The organism is Erwinia sp. 1181_3 (genome assembly GCF_052824965.1).
On record NZ_VTDE01000004.1, the window covers coordinates 73,246 to 88,505 of the forward strand.

Sequence of the window (15,260 nt, forward strand, 5' to 3'; positions counted from 1 at the left end):
ACCCGATGACGTTAACCACCAGTGATAAAAACCCTGCCGATGCGGTCTATCGCCACACGATCCCGGCAGGAGAGCCGTTCCTGTTTGAGGTAAAAAAAGGCCAGACGGTGCGCCTGCACGATCTGGAAGGTAACCAGGCGGTGGATACGCTGTTTTACCGCGCCGCCAGCCCGCGTGAGCGCTATGACGCCCAGCGCACGTTACGCCGTCAAAACAATGCCTATCTGACCTGCGGCAGCGTGCTTTATTCCAACCTCGGCAACCCGCTGCTGACCCTTGTTGCCGATACCTGTGGCCGCCACGATACGCTTGGCGGAGCCTGTGCGCAGGAAAGTAACACCGTGCGCTATCACGCCGATACGCGCTATATGCACAGCTGCCGCGATAACTTCCTCTGCGCCTGCCTGCACGACGGGCGGCTGAACAAGCGCGATATCACTGCCAACATTAACTTCTTTATGAATGTACCGGTGACGCCTGAGGGCGGCCTGACGTTTGAAGACGGGATCTCTGCCGCCGGGAAATACGTTGAACTGCGCGCGGAATGCGACGTGATTGTGCTGATCTCCAACTGCCCGCAGCTGAATAATCCCTGCAACGGCTGGAACCCCACCGCTGCCGAAGTGCTGGTGTGGAACTGATTGCTGATACTCAGCTGAGAAAATGCATTTTCCCCTGAGGACGACCTCAGGCGGCCAGGATTCTGGCGGGACGGCCCGCCCTGATGTGAGTCTGCCTCTATGTTTACAAAACTGCTGATTGCTAACCGTGGCGCGATTGCGTGCCGTATTTTGCGTACGCTGCGTGCGATGGACGTCACTGGCGTGGCGGTCTTCTCCGAAGCGGATGCCACCAGCCTGCATATCCGCGAGGCCGATGAGGCCATCAGCCTCGGCGACGGTCCGGCGGCGCAAACCTATCTGGTAGTGGAAAAAATCATTGCCGCAGCAAAGGAAAGTGGCGCGCAGGCGATCCATCCCGGCTACGGTTTTCTTTCGGAAAACGCGGCCTTTGCCGAGGCCTGTGACGCGGCAGGCATTGCCTTTGTTGGCCCCACGACACAACAACTGCGGCTGTTTGGCTTAAAACATACGGCGCGTGCGCTGGCGCGAGAGCAGCAGATCCCGCTGCTGGAAGGCACCGACCTGCTGGAGGATATTGACGCGGCGCTGACGGCGGCCCGCCAGGTGGGATACCCGGTGATGCTGAAAAGCACCGCCGGCGGGGGCGGCATCGGTATGCGCGTCTGTCACGATGCCGAGGGGCTGAGCCAGGCGTTTGATGCAGTGAAGCGTCTTGGTCAGAACAACTTCAGCGATGCGGGTGTGTTTATCGAAAAATACATCGAACGCGCGCGGCATCTCGAAGTGCAGATTTTCGGTGACGGACAGGGCGAAGTGATTGCCCTCGGCGTGCGCGACTGCTCCGTGCAGCGCCGCAACCAGAAAGTGATTGAAGAAACCCCGGCACCGAATTTGCCGGCCGGGATGGCGGAAGCGCTGTGCAGCGCCGCCATCAAACTGGCAAAAGCGGTGAACTACCGCAGCGCAGGCACGGTGGAGTTTGTCTACGACAGCGCTTTACAACAGTTCTGGTTCCTGGAGGTGAATACCCGGTTACAGGTGGAGCACGGCGTGACCGAACAGGTTTGGGGCGTGGATCTGGTGCACTGGATGATTGCGCTGGCCGCAGGCACGCTGCCGCCGCTGAAGGAACTTTCCGTGACATTGTCACCTTCAGGTCATGCCATTCAGGCCCGTGTCTATGCGGAAGATCCGGGCCGCCAGTTCCAGCCTTCACCTGGGCTGCTCACCGACGTCAGTTTCCCGCCTGCCGACGGCGAAGCACTGCGTATTGATACCTGGGTGGAGTCCGGCTGCGACGTTCCGGCGTTCTTCGATCCGCTGCTGGCGAAAATCATCACCTGCTGCGCCACCCGCGAACAGGCCATCGCCGCGCTGGACAGCGCACTGAACGATACGCGTCTGTACGGCGTGGAGGTCAACCGTCAGTACCTGCAACAGATCCTGCACGCCGCGCCATTTGCCAGCGGAGAACCCTGGACGCGCTTTCTGGATGCCTTGCACTATCAGGCCACCACCGTTGAGGTGATGAGCGCCGGAACCCAGACTACGGTGCAGGATTTCCCCGGTCGCCTGGGGTACTGGGCGGTTGGTGTGCCGCCGTCCGGGCCGATGGATGATCGTGCATTGCGCTTCGGCAATCGCCTGCTGAACAACGCCGCCGATGCGGCTGCGCTCGAGATCACCCTGAGCGGCCCGACGCTGCGCTTTAACACCGCCAGCGTGGCGGTGGTGTGTGGTGCAACGCTGCCGATTACGCTGGATGGCAAGGCGCTGCCGATGAACCAGAGTTTCCTGATCCCGGCGGGTGCTACCTTAACGCTGGGCGCCATCGACGGAGCCGGAGTACGCAGCTACCTCTGCCTGCGCGGCGGCATCGCGGTGCCGGATTATCTGGGCAGCAAAAGTACCTTTACCCTTGGCCAGTTTGGTGGCCACGCGGGCCGGGCTTTGCGCACCGGGGACGTGCTGCACCTTGCCGAACTCAGCGATAGCTCGGCAGGTGTAACGCTGCCTGCGGCACTGACCCCGGCGCTGCCCGCCATCCGTACGCTGCGAGTGATCTACGGACCCCATGCGGCACCGGAATATTTCACCCCTGGCTATATCGACACCTTCTTTGCCACCGACTGGGAAGTACACTTTAACTCCAGCCGCACCGGGGTGCGCCTGATTGGCCCGAAACCGGAGTGGGTGCGTGACAGCGGCGGCGAGGCCGGGCTGCATCCCTCCAATATTCACGACAACCCGTATGCGGTGGGCGCGGTCGACTTTACCGGGGATATGCCGGTTATTCTCGGCCCGGATGGCCCAAGCCTCGGCGGTTTTGTCTGCCCGGTCACCATCATCGAGGCCGACCTGTGGCAGGTGGGCCAGCTTAAAGCGGGCGACCGTCTGCGCTTTGTTCCGGTAAATATCACCACAGCGCGCCAGCTGAACGCTGCACGTCATACCGAACTGCAACAGCTCGCCCCGGTGGAAGCGGTCTGGCAGGCCTCAGCGCTGCTCTCCCCGGTGGTGCTGGATATCGGCGAGGGCGATCGTCGCCTGGTAGCCCGGCTCTCCGGGGATACTCATCTGCTGCTGGAGATTGGTGCCCCGGAGCTGGACCTGGTGCTGCGTTTTCGCGGTCATGCGCTGATGCAGGCGCTGGAGGCGCTTACCCATCCGGCGATAATCGACCTGACGCCCGGTATCCGCTCACTGCAAATCCACTATCAGCCGGACGTACTGCCGCAGGAGGAACTGCTGACGATAGTTCGGGACTTGTGGCAGTCGGTAAGCAGTCAGGAGGATTTGCGCGTACCTTCCCGCGTGGTCTGGCTGCCGCTCTCCTGGGATGATCCGGCCTGTCAGCTGGCGATTGATAAATACATGACCACGGTACGCCGTGACGCGCCCTGGTGCCCGAGCAATCTGGAGTTCATCCGCCGCATTAACGATCTGCCGGACATCGATGCCGTATTCAACACGGTGTTTGCCGCCAACTACCTTGTGATGGGGCTGGGGGATGTGTACCTCGGTGCACCGGTGGCTACGCCGCTCGATCCGCGTCATCGTCTGGTCACCACCAAATACAACCCGGCACGCACCTGGACGGCGGAGAACTCGGTGGGTATCGGCGGGGCCTATCTGTGCGTATACGGTATGGAAGGGCCGGGGGGCTATCAGTTTGTTGGGCGAACGTTGCAGATGTGGAACCGCTACCGCGAGGTCGCCGACTTTGGTGGCAAACCCTGGCTGCTGCGCTTCTTTGATCAGATTAAGTTTTACCCGGTGTCATCGGAAGAGCTGCTGCGCATCCGCCGTGATTTCCCGCTGGGTCGCTACCCGCTGCGTATTGAGCAGACCGAGCTGGCGCTGGCCGATTATCAGCAGTTCCTGGCGGAGCAGGCGACGGGCATCAGCGATTTCCGTCAGCATCAGCATTCGGCGTTTAATGCCGAGCGCGAGCGCTGGATCGCCAGCGGTCAGGCGCATTTTGACAGCCAGGAAGTGGTGGTGGAGGTGACCGAGGACGCAGTACTGCCTGAGGGAAAACTCGCTGTAGAGAGCGCGATCGCTGGCAATCTGTGGCAGGTGAAGTGCGCAGTGGGTGACAGTGTCACGCAAGGTGATGTGCTGGTGATTATCGAAGCGATGAAAATGGAGATCCCGCTGCTGGCGCCAGTCAGTGGGGTGATTGAGTCCATCCGCGTGGAACCGGGGTCATCGGTGCGGGCAGGGCAATGTGTGGTGGTGATGGGCGTTTAATATCCTGGGCTGTGGCGCTGGCCGACCTAAACAAATGGCGACCTAAACAGTGGCCGACCGGAAAAAAGGTCGGCCACTACAACAAATCCCGAAATGAGCACAATCCCGTAGAGGTCGACCCTCTTTTCCGGTCGACCTTTTTTACCTGAGTAGACGAACCCTCGCCTCACACTCAATAAATATAGTTAGCTGCATAACCATTATTAAACCCCATCGATTAAAAACAAATTTAAATACTATTAAATAGCGTTGCGACATTTTATAAATAGCATTTGCTTATAAAGCATAATGCAAAAATAAATAACTCAGTATACTGCCGCTATCTGCCAAAAACGGCAGCAAATAACTTATTTCAGGACACTCTTATGCACACATGCCTGGCGTATGCCAAAAATAAATTACACCGTACTCTGTTTGCCACTGCGGGCGTTTTCCTGTTAGCGGGCGCGGCGCTGGCACCGTTCTCCCTGGCGCAGGCCGCGGACAAAACCACGGTCAAAGTCGGCATCATCAGCGGTGAAGATGAAGACGTCTGGCGTGAAGTGATCAAACAGGCTGCCAGCAAAGGATTGACGGTGAAAACCGTGGTCTTCAATGACTACAACCAGCCCAATGAAGCGCTACAAAACGGCGAAGTCGATGCCAATGCTTTCCAGCATCAGCCCTTCCTCGATAACCAGATCAAGGTCAATCATTACGATGTGGTACGCGTGGGTGACACCGCCGTCTGGCCGATTGGTCTTTATTCTAAAAAGGTCAAATCATTGAGCGAACTGAAAGACGGGGCAGTCATTGGTGTGCCAAATGATCCGGCGAACGAAGCGCGTGGTCTGAATCTTTTACAGCGTGAAGGGGTCATAAAATTAAAACCGGGGGCCGGGATTTTTGCCACCATTGCCGATATCACTGAGAACCCGCGCCATATTAAAATTAAAGAACTCGATTCCGGTATTATTGGCCGTTCCGTGCCTGATCTGGATGCTGCCGTAGTCAATACTGACTGGGCATTAAAAAGCGGCCTGACAAAAGAAGATCGTATTGCTCAGGAAAACGTTAAAGGTAACCCGTACAATAATTTTATTGCCGTAAAAAAAGAGAACGTGAATGCACCGTGGGTGAAAACACTGGTGGCGTCGTATCAGAATGATGACGTTAAAAAAGTGTTTGATAATGTCTATAAAGGCACGGGCATTACCGCCTGGTAAGGACAAGATCATGACGTTATTTGCAGGCACTGAGGTGCCTTTCAACGCCGTCATGCGGGATGTTGCTGAGGCGGAGCAGGAGAGAGTGCACGCCAGCCGTGACAACCTGAGCGTGGTGCGCCTGCAAGGCGTATCACGCCAGTTTGGGGAAACCCATGCGCTGCGCGACGTCTCTCTGATGGTGAACAAAGGCGAAATTCTCGGCATTATTGGCCGCAGTGGTGCAGGAAAGTCCACGCTGATCCGCTGCCTGAATGGCCTGGAACGCCCCGATGCGGGCGTGATTGAAATTGAAGGCCGGGCGATTAATAATTTAAATGAGAAACAGCTCCAGTCGGTACGTAGCCGGGTGGGTATGGTGTTTCAGCACTTCAATCTTTTGTCGGCCAAAACCGCTGCGCAAAACGTCGCGTTACCTCTCAAAATCGCCGGAATGGACAAAGCCCAACGCACACGGCGGGTGGCGGAGTTGTTGAAACTGGTGGGTCTGGAAGACAAAGCCGATCACTATCCCGCCGCGTTATCGGGTGGGCAAAAGCAGCGTGTCGGGATTGCGCGCGCGCTGGCGGCCAACCCGGCATTACTGCTGTGTGATGAAGCCACCTCCGCGCTGGACCCGGAGACAACGCGATCCATTCTGGCATTGCTGAAATCGCTGAATCAGCAACTGGGCATCACCATTTTGCTCATTACCCACGAGATGGAAGTGATCAAGTCGGTGGCGCACCGGGTAGCGGTAATTGATGGTGGCGAAATTATTGAACAAGGCCCGGTGTGGCAGGTGTTTGCCCATCCGCAGTCTGAACTCACCCGCACGTTATTACGCGGATTACTGCCGCAGTTACCGGAGAATCTCAGCGCCTGCCTGAATAGTGAGCCGGATGGCGATGCCATCTTCAGCGTGCACTTTGCCGGAGAGAAAGCCGAAGGGGAGTTGATCACCCGTTTTGCGGCGGAATTTCCTGGAAAGTTTCGTTTATTGCAGGGTGGCGTTGACCACATTCAGCACTATGCGGTGGTACGTTTCTTTATCTCCGTTCCCGCGCAGAATCGTGCGGATCAACAACAGGTTATTGCCTGGCTGCGTCAGCAGCAGGCTCAGGTGGAGATAATGGGCTATGTCGCCAGTAATGATTGACCTACTGATTAATGCTGTTGGCGAAACGGTGCTGATGACCGCCGTTTCCGGGCTATTCTCGCTGATCGCGGGTCTGCCGTTGGGGTTAATTCTGGTGATGACCAGCCCCGGCGGTATTGCCCAGCACCGGGGCATCAATCGCTCACTTGGCCTGATCGTCAACAGTTTCCGCTCTCTGCCGTTTATCATCTTACTGGTGGCGTTGATCCCCTTCACCCGCTTTTTAGTCGGCACGTCGCTGGGAACCTGGGCGGCCATCGTACCGCTTTCGATCACCGCGACGCCGTACTTTGCGCGTGTGGCGGAAGTGTCACTGCGAGATGTTGATCGCGGGCTGATTGATGCGGTGCGGGCGATGGGTGCCAGCAAACTGCGGATTGTCTGGGATGTGTTGATCCCGGAAGCGTTACCCGGTCTGCTGTCCGGCTTTGTGGTGACGCTGGTGACGCTGGTGGCGCTAGTCGGTGCCTCGGCCATGGCCGGAGCCATCGGTGCGGGCGGGCTGGGCGATCTGGCTATCCGCTACGGCTATCAGCGCTTTGAAACCTCCGTGATGATGGCGGTAATTGTCGTGCTGATTGTACTGGTCTGCGGGATCCAGTGGTGCGGTGATAAGATCGTGCAAAAAATCGACAGAAGACATTAAGTCAAAACGGACAGGCCCGATAAGCGTATCAGGACCTGTCCGTGGGCCTTGTGATCTTATTTCCAGATCTCGTGGGCCAGACGCAGGAAGTTCTCCCCCAGTACCGCTTTCACGCTTTTCTCGCTGTGACCGCGTGCCAGTAACTCCGCAGTGACGTCAAACAATGCCTCCGGGGCGACATAACCATGTCCACCCTGGTACTCTTCCGCTGGCCAGTATTCAGCATGATTAGCGAGTATCTCTTCCACACTGAAGCTGCCTACCGGAAAGGCGTAGTCTAGTGCAATGCCGACGTGACGAGGCCCGGCCAGATTCAACAGATAGTCGATATGGTCGGCGAAACGGGCAGCATCCGGCTGGTCACAGCCTAAAAAGCCGCCGATGCCGTTAACGCCAATCAGGCCGCCGGTTTTGACGCAGGCAAGGATCTGTTCATCGGTGATATTGCGACCGTGTGGCGTGAGCTGGCGAGGATTGGAATGTGAGAAAATCACTGGCTGCTGCGAATATTCCATTGCTTCCATGCTGGTGCGATAACTGCAATGCGAAACGTCGACAAACATCCCGAGCCGGTTCATTTCATCAATCACTTCGCGGCCAAAAGCAGTCAGCCCGATATCCTCATCGTGACAGCCGCCTCCGGCCAGATTATTGCGGTTATAGGCGAATAACATCTGGCGAACACCCAGCCGATGATAAAATTCCACCATCTCTACGCGGCCATTCAGGGCGTTCATGCCCTCGATATCAAAGGTAATCCCCAGCCGACCTTCGCGACGGGCGCGGAGAATATCTTCAGGGCGCTCGACCAGCAGATAATCATCGCTGTGATCGAGGATCCAGTGCCTGAAAACCGCCAGATTTTCAACCGTCTGCGTCCAGGGCAAAACATCAAATCCGACATCCACCGAAAGATAGTGGACGCCTGCATTGCGCCATCGCTGAAGATTATTTAAATCAGCAGCCGGGTCCGGCATAAAACCGGAGTGACCATCCCAGACCAGCGCCTCATTAAACAGCGTGCGGGCACGCTGAACGATCGCTTCATTTTTCATAGCACAGCATCCTTTAATGTCGTCGTAAAACAGTCATCTTCCGTCTCATCCAGCCAACCCGGATGTGCCGAAGGTTCAGCGCGCAACAGCTGCCCGGTATAACTATCGAAAGGGGGATTCAGCACCTGCTCCCGGTCGCCCTGACGCACAATGTTACCGCGATACATCACGGCAACCTGATGGGCGATGGCGCGAACAATCGCCATATCATGGGTGATAAACAGCAGCGTCAGGCCCTGGTCCTGCTGCAAGCGACGAAACAGAGCGAGGATCTCTTGTGCCACCAGGGGATCCAGCGCAGAAGTCGGTTCATCACAGATTAAGATGTCCGGTTCACAGGCAAGGGCACGGGCAATGGCGACGCGCTGTTTCTGCCCCCCTGAAAGCTGCGCCGGAAAGCGACTGGCGAATGCCGGATCAAGCTCAACCTGGCGCAGGAGCTGATCGATACGGGCAGTGCGTGCCGCACCGCGTAAACCCTGCGTTCGTGCCAGCGGACGTCCGATCAGATCGCGTACCCGCTGGCGCGGATTCAGCGAGGTATCGGGATGCTGATAAAGATACTGAATTTTCTGCAATTGTTGCACAGTGCGTCGGCGACAGTTGAAATCAAGAGGCGATCCCGCAAAGGAGAGAATCCCCGTCGAGGGCTGCTGCAACCCCGCCAGCGTGCGGGCCAGCGTCGATTTTCCCGACCCGGATTCGCCGACCAGCGCCAGCGTACGCCCACGCTGTAAGCTGAGCGAGAGATCGTTGATCACCGGTGCGCCTTCGCCGTATCCCACCGTTAACGCGCTGACCTGTAACAATGCTGGCGTTGTACTCACGGGGGCGGGCGGTGAGGGATGTGTCGCTGCTAACAACGCCCGGGTGTAGGGATGCACCGCCGCAGAGACCAGTTGGGCTGGTGTACCGGCCTCAATCATTTTCCCGTCACGTAACACCAGCAGATGGTCGGCGATCTGATTGACCACGGCGATATCATGCGAAATATACAACGCTGCCGTATGCGTCTGGCGCACCGCGTGGCGGATCGCCTTGAGAACGTCCCGCTGAGTGGTCACATCCAGCGCGGTGGTGGGTTCATCGAACACCACAATGTCAGGATCGGGGCAGAGTGCCATCACCGTCATGGCGCGCTGTAGCTGACCACCGGAAACCTGATGCGGATAGCGTCTGGCAAACTGTGCGGGCTGCGGTAAATCGAGCAGCATCAGCAGTTGCAGCATGCGCTGACGGGCCTGGTCAGCGTTCAGTAATCCGTGATAACAGGCGGCCTCGACAATTTGTTCACCCAGCGTCAGCGCCGGATTAAACGCCGCGCTGGCCGACTGTGCCACATAGCCAATATGCTTGCCGCGCAGGCGCGCCAGTCGCACCGTATCGCGCGCATCCAGACGCTGCTGCTCGTAAGTCAGGGTGCCAGCAACCGGGGTTAACTCCCCGCGGTAGTACCCCATAATCGCCAGACCGAGCGTCGATTTACCGGCACCGGATTCGCCAATTAACCCCAGCACTTCGCCGCGCGCCAGGCTGAACGAGATGTTGTCAATCACGTTACGGCCCTGATGGGTGACCTGCAGACCTTCAAGTTTAAGCAACGGTGTGTGCATCATTGTCCACCTGTCTGGCGTTGCCAGTAACGACTCAGCGCATCAACTACCAGATTGGTGGAAATCACCAACAGGGCAATGGCGATGGCCGGATAGAATGCGGCGCTGACGCCAAACAGTATGCCGTCACGATTTTCACGCACAATGCTGCCCCAGTCGGCGGCTGGCGGCTGAACCCCCAGCCCAAGGAAGGAGAGCGTGGAAACAAACAGCACGCAGTAGCCAAAACGCACGCCGAACTCGGTGAGCAGTGGCACCCAGGCATTGGGTAACATTTCATGAAAGATGCGCCAGCGGTGAGACTCGCCAGCCAGTAACGTCGCTTCCATATACTCCATCGCTGAAATCTGTTTCGCCAGCGCATACCCCAGACGATAGACGCGGGTGGCTTCAATCGCCGCCAGTACCACAATCAGCGTGAGGTTCTCCTGGGGTAATACGGCCAGCGCCACCAGTGAAAGGATCAGCGACGGCAGAGACATAAACAGATCGTTGATGCGCGAAATTACCTGCTCCTTGCGTCCACCGAGACTGACCGCGAGAAAACTGATTAAGGTGCCTGCTATCATCGCCAGCAGAGCAATGGCGAAGGCAAACAGCAGCGTTAAGCGCGTGCCGTACAGCAGACGGGAAAAGAGATCGCGCCCAAGATTATCGGTACCCAGCCAGTGCTGAGCGCTCATCGGTTGCCACAGATCGCCAGTAATCGCCGACCCGTCATACGGTGCCAGCCAGGGGGCAATCAGTGCCGCCGTCAGTAACAGGGCGAGCACAAAGATCGCTATCACCGTGCCCGGCAGTGAGCCTGGCGTCTTCATCGTGGATACCTCAGGCGGGGATTGGTGAAAAGGACAATGCCATCCACCAGTAAGTTGATCACAATATAAAGGCTGGCAAAGACCAGGCCACAGGCCTGTACCACCGGGATATCGCGTACCGTTACCGCATCGACCATATATTGGCCCATGCCGGGATAGACGAAGATCACCTCAACAATCATGGCACCGACAATCAGTGCGGCCAGATTGATAGCAATCACCGTCACCACCGGCGCAATGGCATTGGGGGCGGCGTGCTTCAGCAGAATGCGCAGAGGAGCAAGCCCCTTGAGCCGAGCCGTCTCCATCCACGGTGTATCGGTTAACTGCAACAGCGCGCTGCGCGTCGACCTTAACAGATGAGCCAGCACCGACAGCGCCAGCGTGCACATTGGCAGGATCATGGCGGAAAAGCGCTGAGAAAAGGTCATATCATCGTAAAGCGTTGAAGGGAATGTGGTCAGCCCGGCCTGCACTACCACGGCATCAATCAGCAGGTAGCCAATAAAGAACTCTGGTAGTGACAACGTCACTAAACTCAGCCACTGCAGCACTCGATCGGGTAAGCGATGCAGGTATCTCACTGCCAGAAGTCCACCACCCAGTGCTACTGGCACTGCCAGCAGCATCGCGCCGCCGGCCAGTGACAATGAGTTGATTAGACGGGGCCAGAGCAAGGTGCCGACCGGCTGATGACTGCCCCAGGAAATGCCCAAATCTCCCTGCAACAGCTGTGTTACCCAGCTGAAATAGCGTATTACCAGCGGCTGATCCAGCCCAAGGCTTTGACGAATGGCCGCCATGGCTTCCGGGGAGGCATTTTGCCCGGCAGAGGCCGCCGCAAAGTCGCCGGGTAAGGCATTGATAGACAGAAATATTAGTACGGACACACTCCACAGTAGCAGCAGGGCAATGAGCACCCGCTGGCCAAGCGCCTGTGCCAGTGGATGGCTGAACCCCGGGATCCGGATGCCGTGCAAGCGGTCAAACAGCATACGTTTCCCTTAACTCGTCAGCCACACGCGTGAAATCACATGGCCATTGGAGAGATCGTTGCCAACATCCTCCACATAACCTTGCAGACGGTTGCTACTGGCGTTCAGATAGTTATTAAACACCGGCAGCAGGGTGCCGCCCTCATCGCGGACAATCAGCGCGATATCGTGATAGAGCGCGCGACGTTTAGCTTCATCCTCTTCGCCACGCGCCAGTTTCAGCAGGCTGGCAAATTGCGGGTTGGCAAAATGGGTTTCATTACTGGCTGACGTCGGGCCCAGCTCCAGCGAATAAATTAAATCCTGAGTAAGTCGTGTGCCCCAGGAAGAGACGCAAAACGGCTTGCTGCGCCAGACATTGTTCCAGTAACCGTCGTCGGGCTGGCGGCGAATATCCAGCTTAATCCCGGCTTTCTGTGCGCTTAACTGAAACAGCGTGGCGGCATCGACAGCACCCGGGAAGACGCCTTCAGCGGTATCGAGAACAATCGGGCCGCTATAACCGGACTTTTTAAAATGAAACGCCGCTTTATCAGGATCATAAGTGCGCTGCGGGATCTCTGACGGGAACAGCGGATAGGCTGCATTGACCGGGAAATCATTGCCGAGTGAACCGTAGCCGCCCAGCACACGCTGTAAAATTTGCTCGCGGTCGATGGCATATTTCAGCGCCAGGCGCAGGTCATTATTGCTGAACGGCGCCTGGTCAACCATCATCGGCAGGGTGTAATGTCCGCGCCCTGGCGTGTTATACAGCGTGACGGGGCCGCGTTGCAGCAGCGCAACAATTTTCGGGTTCAGGCTGCTGATAAAATGGACCTTACCGGTGGAAAGGGCCGCAACACGTGCCGAAGCATCATTAATGGCAATCACTTCCGCACTGTCGACATGACCACGTTCGGCATCCCAGTCGTGTGGGTTTTTCTCCAGCTGCGCATACACGCCCGGCTCAAACTTCACCAGACGGTAAGGACCGGTGCCAATACCGGCGTTCGGATTGTCAAAGCCGCCGTCCGGCTGAATTTGTAAATTCCACAATGACAGCACCAGCGGGAAATCGACGTTACTCTCGCTCAGGACGATCTCAATTTTATCGCCCTGTGCGGTGACGCTTTTAATCGCGGAGAGATAGGCAATAACGCCAGAGCGGAATTTGGCATCGCGGTGACGTTCAATCGTCTTTACCACATCGTCTGCCGTTAACGACTGGCCGTTATGGAACAGCACGCCCTTGCGCAGGGTAAACAGCCAGCGCGTTGATTTATCGCTGGCCTCCCAGGATTCTGCCAGTCCGGGCAGCGCTTTGCCCGTTTTGGCATCGGTGCGAATGAGCGTATCGCCCCAGGCACAGCCCACCACCATCATATAAGCACTGATCCAGCTTGCCGGATCCAGTTGATCCGTGGTGGCGGCCCCGTCGATGCCCAGTTTGAGGTGTCCGCCTTTTTTGACCGTAGTCTCTGCCGCACGGGCCGTGAGCGTCAGCGATAAGCCACTGGCCACGACGCTGGCGGCCAGCGATGCTTTAATAAAATCCCGTCGATTAAATGAGTGCGTCATAAGATAACCTTAAGAAGGGGCCGAAACCCGCTGATGATGATGTTGGCATTAACATTCACTGCGCGCTTTCCAGCGCTCGCGTGCCAGATAACCTTTTACGCCGATATCCAGAACCGGGCGCGGCGGCAGCCAGTTGGCAAGACCCACTGAGGCCATGTCGCTGAGCAGCGGATGGTCCTGCTGCAAGGCGTATTCCGCCAGCAGGTGCCCAAAGGCACTCTGTTTGGAGATCCCCGCACCGTTACACCCTGCCGACGCATAAATATGGGGCGCGACCTTGCCCCAGACCGGGGCGCCATTCCCCGTAATCCCAATCATTCCCGACCAGCTCCAGTTCATCGCAACATCACTGAGTTGCGGATAGAGTCGATTGAACAACGCTTGATGACGGCGAGCATGCAGGCCGGTTTCACGCGCACTGGTGGTCAGGCCTGGGGTGAAATTGACGTGTTCACGGATCAGGAAACGGTGATCGTGGGTGTAACGTAAGGTGGCACCCGCCAGCGCATTCATCGGCGTCAGGCCCCAGGGCTGAATATCCCCCAAGCGCTGGCGCTGCGCGGTAGTGAGGGGTTCTGTCAGGGTGGCGAAGGTTGCCATGGCGAAGACGTTACTTTTGCCCGGCAACAAGCCGCGAATCGCCCCGTTCATGCCCAGCATCAACTGCGATGCCTGAATGTCACCGTGCGGCGTTTGCACGCGAATACCGCTGTGGGTATCGATGTTCAGCGCCGGGGTGTTGGGGTAGATCGTGACGTTGTCAGGCAACGATGTCGCCAGGCCCCGCACCAGCGCGGCGGGGTTGACGAGAATGCAGTTAGGCGTGTAAACCGCGCGGCGATAAAAATCGGTGCCCAGCAGTGAAGCAAGCTCAGCTTTTTCCATCACCTTATGGGGTTCATCAAGCCGGTTCAGTTCGGCGCAGTAGGCATCAATCAGCCTGTCAAACTGGGGAGTAACGGCGCAGTGATATTTGCCCGTATTGCTCCAGTGACAGTCAATGTTATGGGTCTGGACGGTTTTTTTTAGCTGGCTGACGCCAAACTGCAGCAGGCGGCGATAGGTCTGCGCGTGCGCCAGCTCTTCCGTTGAACTGCCGACATTGTGCGGTAAATCGATCATAAAGCCGGAGTTGCGTGCAGACGCATTATCCGCAATATCAACGGCATCAATCACCACCACCTGCTGATGCGGGCGCAGCTCGGCAATACGTCGGGCGAAAGCCAGCCCGGCGTAGCCGGCACCGATCACCAGCCAGTCTGCCTGGATGGAACGATTCAGCGCGGGCAGGCGCGCATGAGGGGGCAACTGCGCCGCCCAGCCATTGATATTTTGATCAAAAGGAAGTGAACGAATATCCATACTATATGTTGTTCATCGGTGGCGTCGTCAGGTTGGAGACGGACACGGCCGACGCTATCAACGGCCGTGAAAAAAAAAAAGGAAGAGGTGAAGCATAGGAGAAACGAGGCGGGAGACTAAACAATTTTAAATCATTAGCTTATGCGGAATTCATCATCTGTTGCTACCGACGTTTTTTAGGGTCGGCCAGTGCCGTTGACATGACTGTCGGGAAAAAGGTGGATCGAAGAAGGTCGACCTATGAGGGCGTTCCTGTCATTTTTTGTGGCTGACAGTTTGGCTTCCGGTCTGAGGCCAGTTTGAGCACGCCGGATCGGCAAAATCCGCATCCCTGCGGGCCTCGGCACGCGGCGTCCCTGCCGCGTGACGTCCGGCTTACCTAAAACTGGCCCCATCCCCAAAGAACGGTTGCTCGCTGTAAGTTTTAAAACCGCCACGGCATGACGATGTCAGCGGATTGATTTGGGATTGAGGTTGTATTGAGCTGGGCCATCGTCACGGCTCAGGTAAGCATCACTGGCTGGTGTAAAA

11 protein-coding genes are annotated in these 15,260 nt (G+C 57.3%); 5 read left to right on the forward strand and 6 right to left on the reverse strand.

Annotation, left to right across the window (positions count from 1 at the left end; genetic code table 11):
- The first annotated feature begins 5 nt into the window (after positions 1-5).
- The 5 genes from FY046_RS12285 to FY046_RS12305 all read left to right on the forward strand — a co-directional run bounded on the left by FY046_RS12285 (position 6) and on the right by FY046_RS12305 (position 7,326).
- A complete protein-coding gene (locus FY046_RS12285; protein ID WP_133842059.1) occupies positions 6-641 on the forward strand; it encodes an urea amidolyase associated protein UAAP2 in 636 nt (211 codons plus the stop codon).
- Positions 642-740: 99 nt separating this feature from the next.
- Positions 741-4,337 (forward strand): urea carboxylase, encoded by a 3,597-nt coding sequence (gene uca / locus FY046_RS12290; protein WP_446186089.1) that lies wholly within the window; start codon positions 741-743, stop codon positions 4,335-4,337.
- Between the two features lie 365 nt (positions 4,338-4,702).
- Entirely contained in the window at positions 4,703-5,542 is an 840-nt protein-coding gene (locus tag FY046_RS12295) for a MetQ/NlpA family ABC transporter substrate-binding protein (protein ID WP_446186090.1), read from the forward strand.
- A 10-nt stretch (positions 5,543-5,552) separates the two neighbouring features.
- Positions 5,553-6,680: a methionine ABC transporter ATP-binding protein gene (locus FY046_RS12300; RefSeq protein ID WP_133842062.1), complete on the forward strand. Its 1,128-nt coding sequence runs from the start codon at positions 5,553-5,555 to the stop codon at positions 6,678-6,680.
- On the forward strand, positions 6,661-7,326 hold the full coding sequence (locus FY046_RS12305) for a methionine ABC transporter permease (RefSeq protein WP_446186091.1): 666 nt from the start codon (positions 6,661-6,663) through the stop codon (positions 7,324-7,326). The genes FY046_RS12300 and FY046_RS12305 overlap by 20 nt, the downstream gene beginning before the upstream one ends.
- 56 nt (positions 7,327-7,382) lie before the next feature.
- On the opposite strand, the gene FY046_RS12310 is transcribed toward FY046_RS12305, so the two are convergent.
- From FY046_RS12310 to FY046_RS12335, 6 genes are read right to left on the reverse strand one after another with little or no spacing between them, the layout of a single operon-like run.
- Positions 7,383-8,381, reverse strand: a complete 999-nt coding sequence (locus FY046_RS12310; RefSeq protein WP_133842064.1) for a dipeptidase — start codon at positions 8,379-8,381, stop codon at positions 7,383-7,385.
- Positions 8,378-9,997: an ABC transporter ATP-binding protein gene (locus FY046_RS12315; protein ID WP_446186092.1), complete on the reverse strand. Its 1,620-nt coding sequence runs from the start codon at positions 9,995-9,997 to the stop codon at positions 8,378-8,380. Before FY046_RS12315 ends, FY046_RS12310 begins: the two co-directional genes overlap by 4 nt.
- Complete coding sequence (locus FY046_RS12320) at positions 9,994-10,812, reverse strand: ABC transporter permease (RefSeq protein WP_167863987.1); 819 nt, start codon at positions 10,810-10,812, stop codon at positions 9,994-9,996. The genes FY046_RS12315 and FY046_RS12320 overlap by 4 nt, the downstream gene beginning before the upstream one ends.
- A complete protein-coding gene (locus FY046_RS12325) occupies positions 10,809-11,807 on the reverse strand; it encodes an ABC transporter permease (protein WP_167863986.1) in 999 nt (332 codons plus the stop codon). The genes FY046_RS12320 and FY046_RS12325 overlap by 4 nt, the downstream gene beginning before the upstream one ends.
- Before the next feature lie 9 nt (positions 11,808-11,816).
- Positions 11,817-13,367 carry an ABC transporter substrate-binding protein gene (locus FY046_RS12330; protein WP_133842068.1) on the reverse strand — a complete coding sequence of 517 codons (1,551 nt, stop codon included), beginning with the start codon at positions 13,365-13,367 and terminating at the stop codon, positions 11,817-11,819.
- A gap of 48 nt (positions 13,368-13,415) precedes the next feature.
- On the reverse strand, positions 13,416-14,729 hold the full coding sequence (locus FY046_RS12335) for an NAD(P)/FAD-dependent oxidoreductase (RefSeq protein ID WP_167863985.1): 1,314 nt from the start codon (positions 14,727-14,729) through the stop codon (positions 13,416-13,418).
- Positions 14,730-15,260 lie beyond the last annotated feature (531 nt).

Bases quoted from the DNA above. Each gene is read 5' to 3' on its own strand.
- FY046_RS12285 (WP_133842059.1), top strand. From the start codon at position 6: ATGACGTTAACCACCAGTGATAAAAACCCTGCCGATGCGGTCTATCGC.
- FY046_RS12295 (WP_446186090.1), top strand. From the start codon at position 4,703: ATGCACACATGCCTGGCGTATGCCAAAAATAAATTACACCGTACTCTG.
- FY046_RS12335 (WP_167863985.1), bottom strand. From the start codon at position 14,729: ATGGATATTCGTTCACTTCCTTTTGATCAAAATATCAATGGCTGGGCG.
- FY046_RS12315 (WP_446186092.1), bottom strand. From the start codon at position 9,997: ATGATGCACACACCGTTGCTTAAACTTGAAGGTCTGCAGGTCACCCAT.
- FY046_RS12310 (WP_133842064.1), bottom strand. From the start codon at position 8,381: ATGAAAAATGAAGCGATCGTTCAGCGTGCCCGCACGCTGTTTAATGAG.
- FY046_RS12305 (WP_446186091.1), top strand. From the start codon at position 6,661: ATGTCGCCAGTAATGATTGACCTACTGATTAATGCTGTTGGCGAAACG.
- FY046_RS12330 (WP_133842068.1), bottom strand. From the start codon at position 13,367: ATGACGCACTCATTTAATCGACGGGATTTTATTAAAGCATCGCTGGCC.
- uca (WP_446186089.1), top strand. From the start codon at position 741: ATGTTTACAAAACTGCTGATTGCTAACCGTGGCGCGATTGCGTGCCGT.
- FY046_RS12325 (WP_167863986.1), bottom strand. From the start codon at position 11,807: ATGCTGTTTGACCGCTTGCACGGCATCCGGATCCCGGGGTTCAGCCAT.
- FY046_RS12300 (WP_133842062.1), top strand. From the start codon at position 5,553: ATGACGTTATTTGCAGGCACTGAGGTGCCTTTCAACGCCGTCATGCGG.
- FY046_RS12320 (WP_167863987.1), bottom strand. From the start codon at position 10,812: ATGAAGACGCCAGGCTCACTGCCGGGCACGGTGATAGCGATCTTTGTG.